Genomic DNA, 18,264 nt, shown 5'->3' with positions numbered 1-18,264 from the left:
TTTAAAGGAGTGCTTACGATGAAAGATATAGTGGTGCGGGAGCAATTGAAAAAGCTTCCCAAAATCGATTTGCACTTGCATTTGGATGGCAGCGTCTTGCCAAATACGCTTCGCGAGCTGGCAAAGGAGCAAGGCAAGGAGCTGCCCGTTGAGGAAGGCAGCGAGCTTACCCCGTGGATGCTTGCAGATGAGAGCTGCACGAGCTTAAAAGAATATTTGAGCAAATTTGCGTTTGTGGAGCCCTATTTGCAAACGCCAGAGGCGCTGGAGCGCGTAGCTTATGAAGTGGTTGAGCAATCGGCGGCACAAGGCTGCCGTTATATCGAGGTGCGTTTTGCGCCGCTGCTGCATATTAAAGGAGGTTTGTCGCTGGAGGAGGCGATGCGCCATACCCTTCATGGCTTGCGGCGTGGAGAACGGGATTTCGGCGTGAAAGCGCGGGGCATCGCCATCTGCCTGCGCCATGACGCCTATGAGCGCAATGAACAGGTCATACTGGCCGCTGCCAAGCTGCATGGCGATGGAATCGCCGCGGTAGATTTGGCTGGTGATGAAGCTTCCTTCCCGCCAGAGCTGCATCGTTCCTTATTTAAACTCGCTGCTAGCAAAGGGCTGCCGATTACGATTCATGCTGGAGAAGCAGGCGGTGCGGAAAATGTGCAGGAGGCGATTGAAAGCCTGGGCGCCACACGTATCGGCCATGGCGTGCGCATTACGGAAAATCCTGCTATTATGGAAATGGTACGCCGTACAGGCACGCCTTTGGAGCTATGTCCGCTGAGCAACATCCAGACGAAGGCCGTTAGCGGCTGGGAGGCTTATCCGATTAAAGCTTTTCTGGCAGCAGGCATTCGGGCGACCATTAACACGGATAACCTGACGGTTTCAGGTACGACGATTGGTTTGGAATATGAGCTGTTGATGGAAAAATGCGGCGTGACGCTGGAGGAAATCGGCAGGCTGATTTTGAACAGCGCCCATGCCGCCTTTTTGGAGCAGGAAGAAAAACGGCAGCTGATTGCCGACATTGAACAGGGGCTCGCAGCCGCGGGAGTGAAGCCTGCCGTATAAGGAGAGTCCCTGATTCGGAAACAATGGAGGAAGTGACGTATGCGAACCATTTTAGCCGTAATTGGGGATTATTATCATCCTGCGGAGGCGATTGCCGAAGGCTTGCAGCAAAGCTTGGCGCCATTTATGGAGTCAGGGGACATCGAGCTCAGCTATACGACGGTCAAATATTTGGCCGAGGAACTGGCGGCGAAGCCGGATGCCGTCATTTTGTACAAAGATAACAATATCAATCCCGCTGATGAACAAGTGCAGCAATGGCTTGGCGACGAGACGGAGCAGGCGATTTTGCGGTATGTAAGGGCGGGCGGAGGCTGGTTCGCCTGGCATTCCGGGCTTGCTTCATATCCGGCAGAAGGTGGCTATGCACAGATGACGCGGGGTTATTTTCAGCACCATCCGGAGCAGAAGCTTGTGCGCTCCATAACGGTTGAGCCTGCTGGGCGTTCAGGCGAGGAGCATGTCAATATAGCGGCAGACCAAGCATTCGAAACGGTAGATGAGCATTATTTTGTCCACTGTGATGAAGCGTCAACAACGGTATTTATGCGGACGTATTCCGAGGATGGGCAGTCGATTGGCGGGTGGTCCCATGCCTATGGGGAAGGCCGCGTATGTTGTTTGACGCCTGCGCATAATCGCGAAAGCCTGCTGCATCCGGTGCTGGGCGAGCTGGTAAATGCTTGTGTGCAGTGGTGCGCCCGTATGGCGTAGCATTGGTATTTTTTTATAAACGATCATTTAAGGTCTTATAAACGCTTGAAAAGCGCGGTTCCTGCAAATGATAGAGGAACTGCGCTTTTGTCTGCTATAATAAGATCATAAGGATTACGATTAGAGGGTGGTGTAGCCGAATGGACAAAGTGATCGATGAGCAATGTGACGACACATGTATGGGAACGAAGCAGGAAGGTGCAGATCTGCTGACCGCAAAGGTCGAGGAGCAGACGGCCATTGATCTGGCTGAAATGTTCAAGGCGCTAGGCGACCCGACGAGGGTTAAAATGATTTATGCGCTGCTGTCGCAAGAGCTGTGCGTGCATGATTTATGCGTCGTGCTGGATATGGCACAGTCGGCTATTTCGCATCAATTGCGTTACTTGCGCAATGTGCGAATTGTAAAGCGCCGCAAAGTTGGGAAAACCGTCTATTATTCGCTTGACGATGATCATGTAAAGGAAATTTTCATCCAGACGCTTCAGCATTTGCATCACAGCTAGGTGTTGCGTCCATATTAAGGAGAGGGTCTAGACGTGACAGTAGTGTCGCCAGTTATTATACAGGCTCGCGAGGAGCATATTGCGGATGCTGTCGCTTTTGCAGCTCTAGTGCGAGAAGAGGTTATGCCGATGTTTGCGGTAAATGGAATGTCGCCGGATCTCGTGAATTTCTCCGAGCATTATTTGCACCAGGAGGGAGCCGGTTTTTTCCTGGCACTTTCGGAGCGTGGAGAAATATGGGGGTGCATCGGTGTGCAGCCCTATGATAACCGAATTGAGACGGCTAAGTATGAAGCGAACCGGCCAGCCGCAGAAATAGTGAAATGTTATGTAGCTGCAAGCAGCCGCAGAAGCGGTGTAGGCTCGCTGCTTACAGCAGAGGCCAAGCGTTTTATTGCAGAGCAGGGCTATAGCGTAGCGTATTTGCATACGCATCGTTTTCTAAAGGGAGCCGTCGATTTTTGGCAGCGGCAAGGCTTTGCTATTACGGCCGAAGATCAGGATGAATGGCAAACGGTACATATGGATGCAAGTGTTAAATAAGCGTACTTATCGTATTATACGAACTTTAAAATGCAATTTGTGACCAGACCGATTCAGGCGCGCAGCGCTTGGGTCGTTTTTTTTGGCATAGATTGTGCCAACCCTTGACATACCCCCATGGGGTATTATATGATGAAAACAACAAGAGATACCCCCATAGGGTATGAAAAGGTGGTAGCTACAATGGAGAACAGGCAGACTACACTGGAAATTTCGGGTATGACATGTGCGGCATGCGCGAATCGTATAGAGAAGGGCTTAAATAAGCTGGAAGGCGTATCGCAAGCGACGGTCAACTTCACGATGGAGACGAGCCATGTCGAATATCGTGCGGATACGATCGATTTGGCTGCGGTCATCAAGCGGATAGAGCAGCTTGGGTTTACAGCAGAGGAGAAGGTAGAGCAGAAGCAGGATGGGGATCGCCGGCGTGACGAGATCCGCAAGCAGCAGCTGAAGTTCATCTTATCGGCGATATTGTCGCTGCCGCTTTTGTGGGCAATGGCGGCACATTTTTCATTTACGTCGTTTATATGGGTGCCGGATTTATTGCTCAATCCGTGGTTTCAACTAGCGCTGGCAACTCCTGTGCAATTCATAATCGGCTGGCCCTTTTATAAGGGGGCATTTAATGCGCTGCGGAGTGGGGGCGCGAATATGGATGTCTTAGTGGCGCTTGGAACATCGGCCGCCTATTTTTACAGCCTGTATTTGACGTTGAAGCCTGAAGAGCATGCAGGGATGGCTAATATGCCCGTTATGCAGGAGCTGTATTATGAGACGAGCGCCTTGCTCATTACGTTGATTTTACTTGGAAAATGGTTCGAAGCGCTCGCTAAAGGCCGTTCATCGGAAGCAATTCGCTCGCTCATGGGACTGCAAGCGAAAACAGCGCTCGTCGTGCGCGATGGCTCCGAAGTAAGCATCCCGGTCGAACAGGTGATCATTGGCGATCAGCTTATTGTGAAGCCGGGCGGCAAAATTCCGGTCGACGGTATTGTACTGGACGGCAGCTCAGCGATTGACGAATCGATGCTGACTGGAGAAAGCCTGCCTGTTGACAAGCAGTCAGGTGATCAAGTATTTGGGGCGACTATTAATAAAAATGGCGTCTTGCGCATTCAGGCTACGAAGGTTGGCAAAAATACGACGCTTGCGCAAATTATTCACATCGTCGAGCAGGCGCAGGGCTCCAAAGCGCCGATTCAGCGAATAGCAGACCGTATTTCCGGCATATTCGTTCCCATCGTTGTAGGAATCGCCCTACTCGCTTTTGCTTTGTGGTACTTCTGGCTCGATCCAGGCATGTTCGCTGAAGGGCTGGAGAAAGCTATCGCGGTGCTCGTTATCGCTTGCCCATGTGCGCTCGGACTTGCGACACCGACCTCTATTATGGCGGGATCGGGCCGGGCGGCAGAAGTAGGCGTTTTGTTCAAGGGCGGCGAGCATTTAGAATCGACCCATCGTATTACTGCGGTGCTGCTCGATAAAACAGGTACGGTGACGGAAGGTAAACCTTCACTGACGGATGTTATTGTCGAAGGAAATATACCGGAGCAGGAACTGCTGGCCCTCGTTGGGGGAGCCGAGAAACGCTCGGAGCATCCGCTCGCCGAAGCAATTGTAGCCGCAATTGAAGCGCGAAACATTGCACTTCCCGAAGCGACGGAATTTTCAGCCATTCCGGGCTTTGGCATTCGGGCAACTGTAGCAGGACGCGATGTTGTTGTCGGAACCCGTGCTTTAATGGAGCGTTACGATGTTGCACACAACAGCGAAGCGCCAATGGCTAAGCTGGAGGAAGTTGGGAAGACGGTTATGCTGACGGCTGTTGACGGCCAATATACAGGCATGATTGCGGTTGCCGATACGATTAAACCTTCATCCAAGCAAGCGATTGACCGGCTCAAGGAGCTTGGCATTCAGGTCATGATGATTACAGGAGATAATCCACGGACGGCGGAGGCTATTGCGAGCGAGGCGGGTATCGAGCATGTCATTGCTGGCGTGCTGCCGGAAGGAAAAGCCGAGGAGGTTAAGAAGCTTCAGGCGGCTGGCATGAAAGTAGCAATGGCTGGTGATGGCATTAATGATGCTCCGGCGCTGGCGGCAGCAGACATCGGCATGGCGATGGGGACAGGAACGGATGTTGCCATGGAGACGGCAGATGTCACACTTATGCGCGGCGATCTTAACAGCATTGTCGACGCCATAACGATGAGCAAAAAAACGATGCGCAACATCAAGCAAAACCTGTTCTGGGCGCTGGCCTACAACGTCATCGGCATTCCGATAGCGGCAGCGGGCCTGCTTGCTCCTTGGCTGGCGGGGGCGGCGATGGCGCTTAGCTCCGTATCGGTCGTACTCAATGCGCTGCGCTTGCAGCGGATGAAAATCAAAGCCTGATGCTAATGGCAGGGTTGCCCAGCCGCCTAAAAATCGGGTATTCTAAAAGGGTACTTCATTTTGTTTTTGGGAGAGGACAACATCCAATGAATAAAAATGCAAAAATTGGTGGCGGCGGCCTTCATCATATTGCGCTGCGCGCATTTGACTTTGAAGCAACCGTGAAATTTTATACAGAAGGACTTGGCTTTACGCCAAGACATAGCTGGGGTGAAGGAGACGGTCGCGTTATTATGCTCGATAGCGGCGATGGCAACTATCTCGAAGTATTCGCTGGCGGCAAAGCGCCGGTGTCGGACGAAGGCTCCTATTTCCATTTGGCTTACCGCTCCGAAAATATAGAGCTGGCGGTTCAGTCTGCAGTAGCAGCTGGCGCAGTTGTAACGGTAGAGACGAAGGAAGTTGTGCTCGGCGACAATCCGCCAACTCCAGTGAAAATCGCTTTTGTTAAAGGCTTGAATGGCGAAATCATTGAGTTTTTCCAAAGCACAGGTGACAATCAGCTGTAAGCAATCGGCAGGCTATAAGCAAGAATCATCATCTTATGTCAAAAATGCTGCGACAGCCGAAGGCGATGCCTTCGGTTGTTCCGGCTTATGGCCTCCCATTATGAAGGCGGGCCGCTATTTTTAAAATATAGGAAAGGATATGATGTCGCCATCCTTTCTCTACATTTCTCGGACTGAAACGCGCTGCGCCGCTAATGGACGGAGTCAGCCGTTTCACCTTGTTAGCGGTTTTAGTAGTAAGGAGGGGTTGCATGGTCGTTGCTATTGGTATTGCAGCGCTTGCGCTGCTGTTTTATTTATTTTTGATATTGCCTACGCAGTGGTTTAAAGTGGAGCGTTTCCAATATCAAGCGGGATTAGGGCTCAAGGTGCTGCAAATTAGCGACCTGCATGTTGAAAATATTCGCATCAGCCCGAGGCGAATCCAGAAGCTGATTGCAAGGGAGCAGCCGGCATACATATTTCTCACCGGAGACTTTACCCAGAAGTTGCGTTATTTACCGAAGGTTAGGCAGTATGTGCAGGCGATTTGCGCAGGCGGCATTCCGGTTTATGCGGTGTATGGCAATCACGACCATCGAATAAAGCCTTCCGGAGTGCGCGTGCTGAAGAAGCTTCTGGAACAGGAAGGCGTTACCGTTCTGACTAATGAGAGCATCGATTTAGGCGCATTTCAGCTGGTTGGCATTGACGATTGGAGCAGCAAAAAGAGCAAGCCGGGACAAGCTTTTCTCCACGTTGACCCGTCAAAGCCTATTATTGTGCTCGCACACGATCCGAATACGGTTCTGCATATTAAGCATTCCTATGATTATCTCATGGCGGGCCATTTTCATGGCATGCAGTTTAATGTCCCGTTCCTGTTCCGGTTTATTAACAAGGGCAAGCTTGCTGCTTCTGGTATTTATAAAGGACAGCACAAATGGAGCAACGGCACCTTCTATATTTCCAAAGGTATTAGCCAGACCGAGCCCAATGCCAGATTCCTCATTCGCAGTGAAGTGACGGTGCATCAGCTGTAGCGCGGGCTGCATGGGTGCTTACTTCAATTGGCATACCGGATGATGGAAATATTACAAGGTATTCATCAGCCAATGGGGACTATAGGACGTTTGAGTTCAAATCACTAATGGCTGATTAGCAAAATAAAAAATACGGTAAGCAGCTTATCCTTATTAGGAAGACGAGCTGCTTTTTTTCTATTGAAAAAAACGCATCGTATACTCGCTAAAAGAAGCAGAGTATACGATGCGTCTTGCATGGCTGTGAAATGTCTTGTCTTTCAGGACTTATATTCCTCGGCTGTTAAGGCGAAGAGGAAGTGATCCTCCCACACCCCATTAATTTGTAAATAGCGAAGGGCAAGGCCCTCTTGGCGAAAGCCGGCACGCTCCAGAACACGAATGGACGGCGTGTTTCTCGGCATGACCCCAGCTTGCAGGCGATGGAGGTTAAGCTGCTCGAAAGCATAAGCGGTGACCAAGCGAACAGCCTCCGATACATAACCATTGCCTTGATGGGCGCGATCGAGAAAATAACCGACATTGGCATTTTGCAAGGGGCCTCTTATCACATTAGACAACTCCATTCGCCCGATTAACTGCTGCCCCAGCATAATGCCGAATGGATAAGCTGCAGCTTCAGCCTGCTTCTGAAGGCCTAGAGCAATATGCTCCTGCTGGCCTTCCAGGGTCAGGAAGTTGTTGGGGCGGACGGGCTCTACAGGCTGGAGGAAGGCTTGATTGCTTAATCTAAGTACAAGCATGGCCTCTGCATCAGCAAGCTCAAGGGGCTTTAAATAAATGTTCTGCTTTATTGTCATCAATGGATGGATGCTCCTTTCTAAAGCGACCCCTCAACTCAGAGGCGCTTCCTCTGGGATAGAAGCTGGCAATTAAAAAATACTAAGCTTAAAAGGCTTCTTGTATAGCGGATAAAGCCATTTGACCCCGCTCGGCGTCAACGTATCTGCAAATAAATGGGATAAATATCCAATGACTGCAACTCGCATAATGCCCTCAAGATGAAGCTGCTGCTCCAGTCCCCAGGCGATTGCGCCCCATGCTGCGGTAGCCCATACCGTATGGGTCATTCCGCGATGCTTGAGCCAAGGCGCCAAGGCGACGAAAGCGCCAAGGCCGATAAGCCAGTTCATGCCGAACCAGAAGCCGCCGTATACAAAGGCCCCGCCGATAGCGCTCACAAGTGCATTGCGGATGACGCCGCGCTTCGCGACAAGCCCTAGCAGCACAACGCCAACGGAAGCAACAAGCAGCTTCCACCCTACCGTATGATTCACCACATACAAATAGCTGACAATCGCAATCATAATAACGCCGCCCCAAATAAGCAAATCATGAATGAGCTTGGACACTTTGCCAAGCTTGCTGCTCAAAATACTAGGGCCGTCAAGATCCGCGCTTAACGCGGAGATCGCGGCAACGGCTACATAAGCAGCCGCATTCGCAGGGGTGAAGGAATAATAAGCTGCCGCACCGGCTCCAATAGCCATGCCAATCGTAAGATGTGTCGTGCCTTTCATTGTTCCTCCTAATGCCTGGCTATTATCCAGCTATGTATTCAAACGTATGTTCGCTATGTTATTATACAAGAAACAGTCCAAGGGAACAAGAGTGCGTATCATTTCTTTCGTTTATTTCAAAGGAGGAGGCCTTAAGATGGATGAAACGATAATATTTTTTGAATCGCCTGCGGAATGGCGCAGCTGGCTGGAGCAAAATCATGAGCAGGAGACGATGCTTTGGGTCGGTTTTCGTAAAAAGAGCAGCGGGAAACGATCGATGAGCTGGCCAGAGTCAGTAGACGAGGCGCTGTGCTTTGGCTGGATCGACGGAATTCGCAAAAGCATAGATGAGGAGAGTTACAAAATCCGCTTTACACCGCGGAAAAAAGGCAGCATCTGGAGTGCCGTTAATATGCAGCGTGTGCCGGAGCTAACTGCAGGCGGCCTCATGCATCCGGCAGGGCTTGCCGCGTATGAACGGCGCAAGGAAGCGAAATCTGCTGTGTATGCATATGAGCAGAAGCCGGAGCATATTGCTTTGGCGCCAGCGGAAGAAGCAGCTTTTAGAGAGCAGGAAGCGGCATGGAGCTATTTTCAGAAGCAGCGTGCAACGTATCAGAAATCGGCCCTATGGTGGGTGATCAGCGCTAAGAAAGAGGAGACGCGCAGCAAGCGGCTACGCACCCTAATTGATGACTCTGCGATGGGACGAACCCTACAGCAATTTACGCCAATCGTCAAAAAGGGGCAAGCGTAAACGGCTATCGCCGTCCTCTGGCGGCAAAGCTACCGTTTCGCGTTGAAATATAAGCCGATTATAAGTATGAAACTTATACATGCTTATATTTAAAGAAAAAATTTTGTTTCTTTTTTGCAACACTTTCTGCCACATTTACGTTGTATAGTTATAAGCATAGAAACGAGTAAGGGAGCGGTACAAAATGAAAAAAGCTATTCTCAGCGCAGCACTCGCCATCGCTTGTTTATTAACACTTAGTTTGGCCGTAGACAACGGCAAAGGCAATGCATCCACCAGCCCGATTAATCAGACGACCGTCTATATGGATCATATAATCAAACAAAATAACGCCTATGTCGCTACATATGATGAAATTCAGTGGTACGAAGGAGAGGCGGCGAGCGTTCAGTTCCGCCAGCATGAACAAGATGCTGAAATGACGGATGCACCGGACGGCTACTACATTGTCAATGACGATCCTCAGCTTCACGACCTGCCGATTGCAGCAGATGCTGAAGTATTTATGCAAATTTACAATCGTACGGGCAATGCTGCAGAAGCAGACATTCAATGGAATGAGCCGATCACCGTTGACAAATTCGTCTCGATTATGAATTCCGACGATCCATTCCAGCTCAACAATTTCCCTTATCACATTACGATTAAAGATGGGCAAATTGTAAAAATTGTTCAGCAATATATTCCGTAAAATATCCCGTAAACCAGAGTGTGAATCCGGGGCTTTGAAGCCAAGGACACATAACCCTAACTCTGGACTTGATGAATAGCTGTAGCGAAGCTGCTATGCAATTATGCATAGCAGCTTTTAATTTTGCCATTAAAAAAGTTAATGACAATCGATTGACACGTCAAAGAGGGCCGTGGTATCATTCCTGATAGTAAATATTACGAATAAAAAGACGGGTGTTCAGCTCGTTTTTTTATTTGGAGTCTAATCGTAATGATTACATATATTTAGCGGGAGATACATACCCGAAAGGGAGAGGGAGTTTGGTTATGCGATTGTTGAAGGGGAATAAAGCGAATAAACGATTATTTTTCACCATCCTGCTGCTCATCCTGTCTATAGTCATTGCAGGCTGTGGAAAATCTGCAAATTCATTATCGGAGGCGGGGAATACGGGGCAAAGCGCAGCGGGTGCTGCGGAAGGCAAAGCGGTAAAAAAGCTGACGCTGCTCTACCATTTCAAGAGCGGAAGTCTTGACCCGCATAATGATTACATTGTTTTGAAAGCGGGCGTTGTTGAAACGCTTGTGCGTATGGATGATAAGCTGGAGCTTCAGCCGTGGCTGGCATCCAAGTGGGAGTCGGTAGATGCCTCTACGTGGCGGTTTACGATCCGCGAGGGTGTTACTTTTCATAATGGCGCCATGCTTGACGCAGCTGCTGTTAAAGCTTCGCTCGAACGTGGCATAGCTGTGAACAAAGCGCTGGACACAACACTCAAGATTGCTTCGATTAAAGCGGAAGGCCAAGCGCTTACGATCACGACAAAGGAACCTCTGCCGGCTTTTCCTTCTGAGCTTGTTAACCCATATAGCGGCATTATCGATGTGGCTGCTGAAAAAACAAGGGGTACTGAAGCGTTTAATAAAGCGCCAATTGGTACGGGGCCCTTTCAAATAAAAGGCTTCACGCCGAATATGGAAATAAATCTAGCCCGTTATGACAGCTATTGGGACGGTGCAGCGCTGCTTGAAGAAATTACGTTCAAATTTAATGAGGACGGCAATGTACGGGCGCTGGCGCTTCAGGCGAAGGAGGCTGATCTGGCTTTTCAGCTTCCAGCAGAAATGGTTGACGTCATTAAGCGGGATCAAAATTTAAAGATAGCGTCTCTTGCGGGTTTGCGAGCGCATTTCCTGCTTTATAATCAGCAGCAGCCCGCTTTAAAAGACGTACTTGTCAGACAGGCGCTGGACTTGCTCATTGACCGTGAAAGCATTGCGGAGGACGTCATGCTGGGCAACGCTTCTCCTGCCAATGGCCCTTTTAATGCGAATCTGCCTTTCGGTAGCCAGGAGGCGGTTCAGCCGCTAAATACGGAAAAAGCAAAGCTGCTGCTTGAACAGGCTGGCTATGCGCAGGGCAGCAGCGGCAAGCTGGAGAAGGATGGAAAGCCGCTGACGCTTGAGGTCATTACTTATAAAGGCCGCCCAGAGCTTCCGCTCATTGCCCAGCTTTTGCAATCCGATGCCGCCAAAATCGGTGTATCGCTAACGATAAAAACAGTAGAAAATGTAGATACCTATTTGCGCGAAAATAACGATTGGGATTTGGCCACTTACAGCAATTTGACTGCTCCGCGCGGAGACGGGGGTTTTTTCCTTAACTCGGCGTTTATGATAGGCGGTTCGCTTAATCCGGCTAATATCAGCAATGATGAACTAAGCACGATCATCGGGCAGTTGAATGCTGCGGGAGACGTAGCAGAACGCGCCAAGCTGACCCGAGCAGCCGTTCAGGTAATAAAAGCACAGGCTTTGCATTCCTATGCGGTATATCCCAACGTGATTGTAGGCATGAACAAGAGGGTGACTGGCTGGGCGCCAGGACCAGAAGAATATTATCTAGTAACAAACAAAATGGATGTGTCTTAATGTGCTGCAGCTTATAAAAAAACGTTTGATTCAACTCGTATTTGTACTGTTTATTTTGTCATTAATTATTTTCATTCTAATGAAGCTCGCTCCTGGCGACCCGGTGCTTACTTTGCTGCATGCCGATGAAATGTCGATTACACAGGCCGATGAGGCTGCGCTTCGCGAGGAGCTTGGCTTCGACCAGCCCGTGCTCATGCAATATGGACAATGGATGCTGGGGCTCATGCAGCTTGATCTGGGCACTTCGTATTTAAAAGGCCGCCCCGTGCTGGATGAGCTGCTGGACAAGCTGCCGGCAACCATTCAGCTCACAGCTAGTGGATTGGTCGTTATGGTAGCCATAGCACTACCGCTGGGCCTCGTCGCTTCACGCTATCCAAACCGCTGGCCGGATCATGTGAGCCGAATACTTGCGCTTATTGGGGCCTCGATTCCGAGTTTTTGGATGGGGCTGCTGCTTATTTACTTGTTTTCCTTAAAGCTTGGGTGGCTTCCAACAAGCGGCAAGGGCAGCTTCGCCCATATGATTTTGCCATCCATTACGCTCGGCTTTGCAATGGCCGCTGTCTATGCAAGGCTGCTGCGCTCCGGGCTGCTGGACAGCTTGTCTCAGGATTATATTAAAGCAGCGAGAGCACGGGGCCTGGCTGAAAGGCGCATCTTGATGGGACATGCACTGCGTGCCGCGCTGCTTCCGGTTATTACGGTGTTCGGTGTCAGCTTCGGCAATTTGCTCGCAGGATCTGTCGTCATTGAAACGCTATTTGCTTGGCCTGGCCTTGGAAGCTTGGCGCTTGAAGCGATTTTTGAACGGGATTATCCGATTATTCAAGGGTATGTGCTGGCAACTGGACTATTTGTTGTCATCGTCAATCTGCTTGTTGACCTCAGCTACAGCTTGCTAGATCCGCGCATTCGCTTAGGGAAAGGAGCTGCCTCATGAAGGGAATAACCGCGGAGCTTTCGCTTCCGCTTAGACGAAACGCTGCGGGGCGGAGAATGCTGCAAAATCGGACGATGATGCTGGGCATGGGCTTGCTTGGAAGCATTGTGCTGCTTGCGCTCTTCGGACCGATGATCGTCCAAAATGATCCCTTAACGGTGCAAATGGGGGAGCGGCTGCTTTCGCCAAGCTGGCAATACCCGCTAGGAACGGACCATCTCGGAAGATGCATTTTCACAAGGCTTGTAATAGGTGCGCAGCTTACGCTCGGCATTTCCGCCATTGTCCTTGTCACAGTAATCGTGTTAGGCGTACCGCTCGGGCTGATTTCGGGCTATATCGGCGGACGCTTCGATACGATTATTATGCGGCTTGTAGACGGCATGGGGGCACTGCCGGAATTTATATTTGCTATCGCGTTTGCCGGCTTCCTCGGGCCCAGCCTGCCTAATTTAATTTTTGCCATTGTGCTTGTAAAATGGATCGGCTACGCCCGAGTCGTGCGAAGTGTCGCATTATCTGAGCGAGAGAAGGAATATGTGCTGGCGGCTAAAGTTGCGGGATGCAGCACTTGGACGATTTTGCACCGCCACTTGCTCCCGCAAATGATTTCTCCCGTTGTCGTGCTCGCGGCACTGGATATTGGAAAAATCATTATGATTATCTCCATGCTCTCCTATCTGGGACTGGGCGCACAGCCGCCAACACCGGAATGGGGCGCCATGCTCAATGATGGCCGGCCTTATTTCCAATCTGCGCCGCAGCTTATGATTTATCCGGGACTTGCCATTATGGCCATCGTCATTGCCTGCAATCTGCTTGGTGAAGGGCTGCGCGAGGCGCTGGATGTCCGCAGCCGTTAATAGCGCTACAAGAGTAGCGAGGGAAAGGAGGCGTATGATCTGAAGACGCAAATAATGGATATGGAAACGGAACACATGGAAAAAGTTCATATGGAGAAGGCGGAACAGGAAAATGCCGCGTCAGTACTGGCTTCTGTTGAAGCACCGGTGCTGGAGGTTTCGCAGCTGCAAATTTTCACGCGGCAAGGGAAAGAGCAGCGCTCGCTCGTTCATAATGTTAGCTTTGTGATTCCTAAAGGCGAGACATTTGCGCTCGTAGGGGAAAGCGGCAGCGGCAAAAGTGTAACGGCAAGCGCTGTTCTTGGGTTGATGTCCGGTTCGCTCGCTATAAGCAGCGGGGAAATTCGTTTTTGTGGCGACAATGTTTTGGATTGGAGCGATAAGAAGCGTCGGGGTTTGCGTGGACGCGAAATCGGTTTTATTTTTCAAAATTATCAGGAGAGCTTTACGCCATTTATTACGGTTGGCAAGCAGATGAATGAAACGCTGCGCTCTCATGAGAAGCTGACAAGGCGGCAGGCGAAGGAACAGGCGCTGGAATGGCTGGAGCAGGTTGGCCTGCCTGCAGAGCGTGTCTACAGCAGCTATCCGTTTCAATTGAGCGGAGGGCAGCTGCAACGGGCGGCCATCGCTGCGGCGATGATGCTGCAGCCTGCGCTGCTCATTGCCGATGAGCCGACAACGGCACTTGATGTCATTTCCGGCGAAAGGGTGCTGGGTGTGCTTGCCAATCTTCAGAAGCGAACGGGCTGCTCGGTACTGCTCATTTCCCATGATCTGAGGCATGTCGTGAAAAGGGCCTCGACGATAGCCGTCATGAAGGGCGGCCATATTGTTGAGCTGGATACAGCAGAGCATATTTTGTATGACTGCCATCATGAATATACGCAGCAGCTGCTGAATGCAAGGCCATATATTACTTAAATCACTTATTTATTAAATAACGTAACGATGAGAAATCAGGAGGTGAAAAGCAGTGGAGCCTTTGTTGCGCGTAGAGCGTTTATGTAAAACCTTCAGGAAATCGAAGGAACAGGTTTATGCGCTGAAAGAAATTTCCCTGCAAATTGCGAGGGGCGAATGCGTTGGCATTGTTGGGGAAAGCGGCAGCGGAAAAAGCACATTAGGCAAGGTGATTTTGGCGCTGGAGCGGCCGGATAGCGGTGAGGTATGGCTGGATGGGATTCCGCTGCTTCAGTTAAAAGGGGCAGCGTTAAGAGAGCAGCGCCAGCATGTTCAAGTGGTGTTTCAAGACCCTAACGCATCGTTGAACAGCAGAATGCCGATTTGGCGATCCATTATGGAACCTCTTGATAATTTTCCGGAGGTGATGCCGCCTTTTCTGACGGGGGATCGCTCAGATAGGCTTGGTATGGCAGCGCAGCTGCTAGCGCTGGTCGGCCTGCCGATGGATCATCTGAACCGATATCCGCATGAGCTTAGCGGCGGGCAGCGGCAGCGGGTCGCCATTGCACGGGGCATCAGCCTGAACCCGAAGCTGCTCGTCTGTGACGAGCCAACCTCAAGCCTCGACGTTTCCGTTCAGGCGCAAATTTTGCAGCTGCTCAAAAGCTTGAAGCACACGCTAGGCATGTCCTATTTGTTTATTTCCCATGATATCGCTTCCGTCCAATATATGAGCGACCGCATGATCGTCATGAAGGACGGGGCAATGATTGACGAGTTTGCGAGCACCGAGTTGACACACCAGGAAAGGCATCTCTATACCAAGCTGCTGGTAGAGGCGGCAAGCTAGTCTCCCCGCCTGAAACAGGCATAGAAAACGAAGTAGAGTTATGGAACAAAAATAGGCGGTTTTATGCTTTTTGTTTCAGGGGAACTCTCTGCTTAAAGCTTGATTTGATGGACACAGCAGCAGCTATTTTAACATAATAACGTGTTATGGCACAGGCAGCGGACTCAGGAGCAGCTAATGCGCTGCAAATGGCCATTTTGACAGGATGAGGAGAGCCATAGCGGCTTTCCTGTCCGCTTGCCGCCTGAAATCGCAGCAAAAGCCAGAATAGCGGAACCTCAGTCCTTCAAAAAAGGAGTAAGCGTCCCGAGCTCTGGGGTGTCAGTAACAATCACAAGCTCCGGTATGCACATACACCTTGGTTATTATCTTGATCTGAAAATTATAGTTTGAAACATTTTAAAAACTATGCTAATATCAAAACCATCTTAAAAAGCGAGGAAGAGAAAACATACGAAGGCGATTATGTTCAGAGAGCAGGGGGAGTGCTGAAACCTTTGCCGTAATCCTTGTATGCTGTCGTCTCGGAGCTTTTGATGGAAAGCGGAGCCTGGATATGCTAGGCACCCGTGAGTAGACTCAAACGGAATGGCACACGTTATCGTGCGGCAGGTAAGGCATTGCCTTATCTCATGAGGCTGGAATGGCAACATTTCAGTGAATCAGGGTGGTACCACGAAATGTTTCCCCTTTCGTCCCTTGAGCATGGCAGAAGTTTGCCATCGCTTGCGGATGAGAGGGGTTTTTCTGTTTTCAAAAATAGGATAAGCGAGGAAGAGAAAACATCCAAAGTCGATTATGCCCAGAGAGCAGGGGGAGTGCTGAGACCTTTGCCATAATCCTTGTATGCTGTCGTCTCGGAGCTTTTGATAGAAAGCGGGCCTGAATATGCTAGGCGCCCGTGAGTAGACTCAAACGGAATGGCACACGTTACCGTGCGGCAGGTAAGGCAATGCCTTACCTCTTGAGACTGAAATGGCAGCATTTCAGTAAATCAGGGTGGTACCACGAAATGTTTGCCCCTTTCGTCCCTTAAGCATGGCAGAAGTTTGCCGTTGCTTGCGGATAAGAGGGGCTATTTATATTTTAAGGAGGCAGTCACATGGATCAATCATCTACACTTACGAGCGAATTACAGCAGCAGGAACAGGAATGGGTAACCGGATCGAAAATGCTATTAAGCGGCTTGCTGATGGAAGGGGTAGATTGTGTATTTGGCTACCCGGGTGGAAATGTGCTTTATATCTATGATGCGATGGTTCGTAATCGGGATTTCAAGCATATTTTGACCAGGCATGAGCAAGGGGCCATTCATGCGGCTGACGGCTATGCGAGGTCAACTGGGAAGGTGGGCGTTTGCATCGCCACTTCTGGTCCAGGCGCAACGAATTTAGTGACCGGCATTGCGACAGCCTATTATGATTCTGTGCCATTAGTCGTAATTACGGGCAATGTATCTACAGCGGTAATGGGTACGGACGCCTTTCAGGAAGCAGATATCGTTAGCATGACGATGTCAATCACAAAGCATAGCTATCTCGTTCGTGATGCAGAGGAGCTGCCGCGAATAATCCATGAAGCGTTTCATATCGCCAGCACGGGTAGGAAAGGGCCGGTTTTAATCGACATCCCAAAAGACGTATCGAATCAGAAAATGCTGGCTCAGCCTGCCAGTCCTATTCATATACGCGGTTATCATGGCAATCCGATACCGAATCCTGCGGAAATAGATCGATTAATCGAGGCGATTGCCCAAGCTCAAAAACCTGTTATTATAGCGGGAGGAGGGGTCGTTTATTCCAATGCCTCCGAGGAGCTTATCGCGTTTGCGGATAAAACGAACATTCCAGTTGCGACGACCTTGCTCGGTTTGGGCGGCTTCCCAAGTGCGCATCATCTATGGCTGGGTATGCCGGGCCATCATGGTGCATACGCGGCGAACATGGCGATCCAAAATGCCGACCTGATCCTTTCCATCGGTTCAAGATTTGATGACCGGGTAACGATGAAGCTGGATGGCTTCGCTCCACAGGCGAAATGGATTGCCCATATGGATATCGATCCAGCTGAAATTGGCAAAAATATTAAAACGGATATTGCGTGCATCGGAGATATAAAGGCAGTGCTGCAATATGCCAATACGCGCGCGGCAGCTTCCGATTCCAGCAGTTGGATCGCTGAAGTGAAGCAAAATAAAAGGCGGTATCCATTAAGGTACAACGACTCCGATACGGTGCTTAAACCACAGTTTGTTATTGAAATGATTCATGAGACGACGCAAGGAAATGCGATTATTACGACGGACGTAGGGCAGCATCAAATGTGGGCGGCGCAATTTTACAAATTCAAGCATCCCCGCTCGCTCATTACATCCGGAGGCCTTGGGACGATGGGCTTTGGCTTCCCCGCTGCAATCGGTGCCCAAATCGGAAATCCAGAACGTCTAGTCGTTTCAATAAATGGTGACGGTGGCATGCAGATGTGTGCGCAAGAAATGGCGATTTGTGCAATCAATCAAATTCCCGTTAAAATCGTCGTAATTAACAATCAAGTGCTGGGCATGGTAAAACAGCAGCAGGAGCTCATGTACGAAAGGCGCTATAGCCAGATCGATCTTGCTGGCAGCCCGGATTTCATTAAACTTGCTGAAGCGTATGGCATTAAAGGGCTAAGAGCAAACAATAAAGAAGAGGCTATTCGCGTATGGGAAGAGGCATTGCAGACACCGGGACCTATACTTGTTGAGTTTGTCGTGCCGACTGAAGAGAATGTATATCCGATGGTTTTAGCCGGAACGACATTGGATCAGATGATTATGGGAGATTTTGAATAAGCAGCCTAATCAAATTGATTAATGAGATTAAATAAACGATTAGCCCGCTGCTTGGCGAATTGTAATGGATTTTTCGGTCGAAAATTAATGGCATTAATGACCAAAATCGACAAATTCGGCGGCTGATCGGCAATCTATTTTAGGTGATTAAATAAATGCTGTCGTTTTGTGCAGATTGGCTTTGTCAGTGTCAGCTTTCATCGTTTACAATGAAGAGGAATGGAGCGGGTGC

The 18,264-nt window shown here is 49.9% G+C and carries 17 protein-coding genes; 15 read left to right on the top strand and 2 right to left on the bottom strand.

Features of this window, described 5'->3' with window-relative positions:
* Positions 1–18 precede the first annotated feature (18 nt).
* From add to BBD42_RS26190, 7 genes are all read left to right on the top strand, one after another.
* Positions 19–1,071 (top strand): adenosine deaminase, encoded by a 1,053-nt coding sequence (gene add, locus BBD42_RS26220; RefSeq protein ID WP_099520572.1) that lies wholly within the window; start codon positions 19–21, stop codon positions 1,069–1,071.
* A 39-nt stretch (positions 1,072–1,110) separates the two neighbouring features.
* Positions 1,111–1,785 (top strand): ThuA domain-containing protein, encoded by a 675-nt coding sequence (locus tag BBD42_RS26215; protein WP_099520571.1) that lies wholly within the window; start codon positions 1,111–1,113, stop codon positions 1,783–1,785.
* 140 nt (positions 1,786–1,925) lie between these two features.
* Complete coding sequence (locus tag BBD42_RS26210) at positions 1,926–2,291, top strand: ArsR/SmtB family transcription factor (protein WP_056037911.1); 366 nt, start codon at positions 1,926–1,928, stop codon at positions 2,289–2,291.
* Positions 2,292–2,324: 33 nt separating this feature from the next.
* Positions 2,325–2,834 (top strand): GNAT family N-acetyltransferase, encoded by a 510-nt coding sequence (locus tag BBD42_RS26205; protein WP_237163239.1) that lies wholly within the window; start codon positions 2,325–2,327, stop codon positions 2,832–2,834.
* Positions 2,835–2,963: 129 nt separating this feature from the next.
* Positions 2,964–5,240 (top strand): heavy metal translocating P-type ATPase, encoded by a 2,277-nt coding sequence (locus BBD42_RS26200; RefSeq protein WP_481855901.1) that lies wholly within the window; start codon positions 2,964–2,966, stop codon positions 5,238–5,240.
* 86 nt (positions 5,241–5,326) lie between these two features.
* A complete protein-coding gene (locus tag BBD42_RS26195; protein WP_099520569.1) occupies positions 5,327–5,749 on the top strand; it encodes a VOC family protein in 423 nt (140 codons plus the stop codon).
* A gap of 251 nt (positions 5,750–6,000) precedes the next feature.
* Positions 6,001–6,771, top strand: a complete 771-nt coding sequence (locus BBD42_RS26190) for a metallophosphoesterase (RefSeq protein ID WP_099520568.1) — start codon at positions 6,001–6,003, stop codon at positions 6,769–6,771.
* Positions 6,772–7,031: 260 nt separating this feature from the next.
* Here the strand turns inward: BBD42_RS26190 and BBD42_RS26185 are convergent, their stop codons facing one another.
* Positions 7,032–7,571, bottom strand: coding sequence for a GNAT family N-acetyltransferase (locus BBD42_RS26185; RefSeq protein WP_099520567.1), 540 nt, complete (start codon positions 7,569–7,571; stop codon positions 7,032–7,034).
* A 72-nt stretch (positions 7,572–7,643) separates the two neighbouring features.
* Complete coding sequence (locus tag BBD42_RS26180; protein WP_099520566.1) at positions 7,644–8,291, bottom strand: metal-dependent hydrolase; 648 nt, start codon at positions 8,289–8,291, stop codon at positions 7,644–7,646.
* Positions 8,292–8,427: 136 nt separating this feature from the next.
* On the opposite strand from BBD42_RS26180, the gene BBD42_RS26175 reads away from it, so the two are divergent.
* The 8 genes from BBD42_RS26175 (at position 8,428) to ilvB (ending at position 18,032) form a co-directional block, all read left to right on the top strand.
* Complete coding sequence (locus BBD42_RS26175) at positions 8,428–9,030, top strand: YdeI/OmpD-associated family protein (protein WP_099520565.1); 603 nt, start codon at positions 8,428–8,430, stop codon at positions 9,028–9,030.
* Positions 9,031–9,214: 184 nt separating this feature from the next.
* Complete coding sequence (locus BBD42_RS26170; RefSeq protein ID WP_099520564.1) at positions 9,215–9,721, top strand: hypothetical protein; 507 nt, start codon at positions 9,215–9,217, stop codon at positions 9,719–9,721.
* A gap of 308 nt (positions 9,722–10,029) precedes the next feature.
* The gene (gene nikA, locus BBD42_RS26165) at positions 10,030–11,634 is read left to right on the top strand and encodes a nickel ABC transporter substrate-binding protein (RefSeq protein WP_099520563.1); all 1,605 of its coding nucleotides are present in this window, start codon (positions 10,030–10,032) and stop codon (positions 11,632–11,634) included.
* 4 nt (positions 11,635–11,638) lie between these two features.
* Positions 11,639–12,580 carry a nickel ABC transporter permease gene (nikB, locus tag BBD42_RS26160; RefSeq protein ID WP_172455739.1) on the top strand — a complete coding sequence of 314 codons (942 nt, stop codon included), beginning with the start codon at positions 11,639–11,641 and terminating at the stop codon, positions 12,578–12,580.
* Positions 12,577–13,443 (top strand): nickel transporter permease, encoded by an 867-nt coding sequence (gene nikC / locus BBD42_RS26155; protein WP_099520561.1) that lies wholly within the window; start codon positions 12,577–12,579, stop codon positions 13,441–13,443. The genes nikB and nikC overlap by 4 nt, the downstream gene beginning before the upstream one ends.
* Before the next feature lie 75 nt (positions 13,444–13,518).
* Positions 13,519–14,367: an ATP-binding cassette domain-containing protein gene (locus tag BBD42_RS26150; RefSeq protein ID WP_237163238.1), complete on the top strand. Its 849-nt coding sequence runs from the start codon at positions 13,519–13,521 to the stop codon at positions 14,365–14,367.
* Positions 14,368–14,419: 52 nt separating this feature from the next.
* A complete protein-coding gene (locus BBD42_RS26145; RefSeq protein WP_099520560.1) occupies positions 14,420–15,199 on the top strand; it encodes an ABC transporter ATP-binding protein in 780 nt (259 codons plus the stop codon).
* Between the two features lie 1,102 nt (positions 15,200–16,301).
* On the top strand, positions 16,302–18,032 hold the full coding sequence (gene ilvB / locus BBD42_RS26140) for a biosynthetic-type acetolactate synthase large subunit (RefSeq protein ID WP_099520559.1): 1,731 nt from the start codon (positions 16,302–16,304) through the stop codon (positions 18,030–18,032).
* Positions 18,033–18,264 lie beyond the last annotated feature (232 nt).

Origin of the sequence: Paenibacillus sp. BIHB 4019 (assembly GCF_002741035.1) — a bacterium.
Taxonomy (GTDB): domain Bacteria; phylum Bacillota; class Bacilli; order Paenibacillales; family Paenibacillaceae; genus Pristimantibacillus.
The sequence above is the reverse complement of the archived record's forward strand: the minus strand, read 5'-3'. Positions and strand labels throughout refer to the sequence as shown.

Coding starts and splice junctions, on each gene's coding strand:
- add (WP_099520572.1), top strand. CDS start 19: ATGAAAGATATAGTGGTGCGGGAGCAATTGAAAAAGCTTCCCAAAATC.
- BBD42_RS26215 (WP_099520571.1), top strand. CDS start 1,111: ATGCGAACCATTTTAGCCGTAATTGGGGATTATTATCATCCTGCGGAG.
- BBD42_RS26210 (WP_056037911.1), top strand. CDS start 1,926: ATGGACAAAGTGATCGATGAGCAATGTGACGACACATGTATGGGAACG.
- BBD42_RS26200 (WP_481855901.1), top strand. CDS start 2,964: ATGATGAAAACAACAAGAGATACCCCCATAGGGTATGAAAAGGTGGTA.
- BBD42_RS26195 (WP_099520569.1), top strand. CDS start 5,327: ATGAATAAAAATGCAAAAATTGGTGGCGGCGGCCTTCATCATATTGCG.
- BBD42_RS26190 (WP_099520568.1), top strand. CDS start 6,001: ATGGTCGTTGCTATTGGTATTGCAGCGCTTGCGCTGCTGTTTTATTTA.
- BBD42_RS26185 (WP_099520567.1), bottom strand. CDS start 7,571: ATGACAATAAAGCAGAACATTTATTTAAAGCCCCTTGAGCTTGCTGAT.
- BBD42_RS26180 (WP_099520566.1), bottom strand. CDS start 8,291: ATGAAAGGCACGACACATCTTACGATTGGCATGGCTATTGGAGCCGGT.
- BBD42_RS26175 (WP_099520565.1), top strand. CDS start 8,428: ATGGATGAAACGATAATATTTTTTGAATCGCCTGCGGAATGGCGCAGC.
- BBD42_RS26170 (WP_099520564.1), top strand. CDS start 9,215: ATGAAAAAAGCTATTCTCAGCGCAGCACTCGCCATCGCTTGTTTATTA.
- nikA (WP_099520563.1), top strand. CDS start 10,030: ATGCGATTGTTGAAGGGGAATAAAGCGAATAAACGATTATTTTTCACC.
- nikC (WP_099520561.1), top strand. CDS start 12,577: ATGAAGGGAATAACCGCGGAGCTTTCGCTTCCGCTTAGACGAAACGCT.
- BBD42_RS26150 (WP_237163238.1), top strand. CDS start 13,519: ATGGAAAAAGTTCATATGGAGAAGGCGGAACAGGAAAATGCCGCGTCA.
- ilvB (WP_099520559.1), top strand. CDS start 16,302: ATGGATCAATCATCTACACTTACGAGCGAATTACAGCAGCAGGAACAG.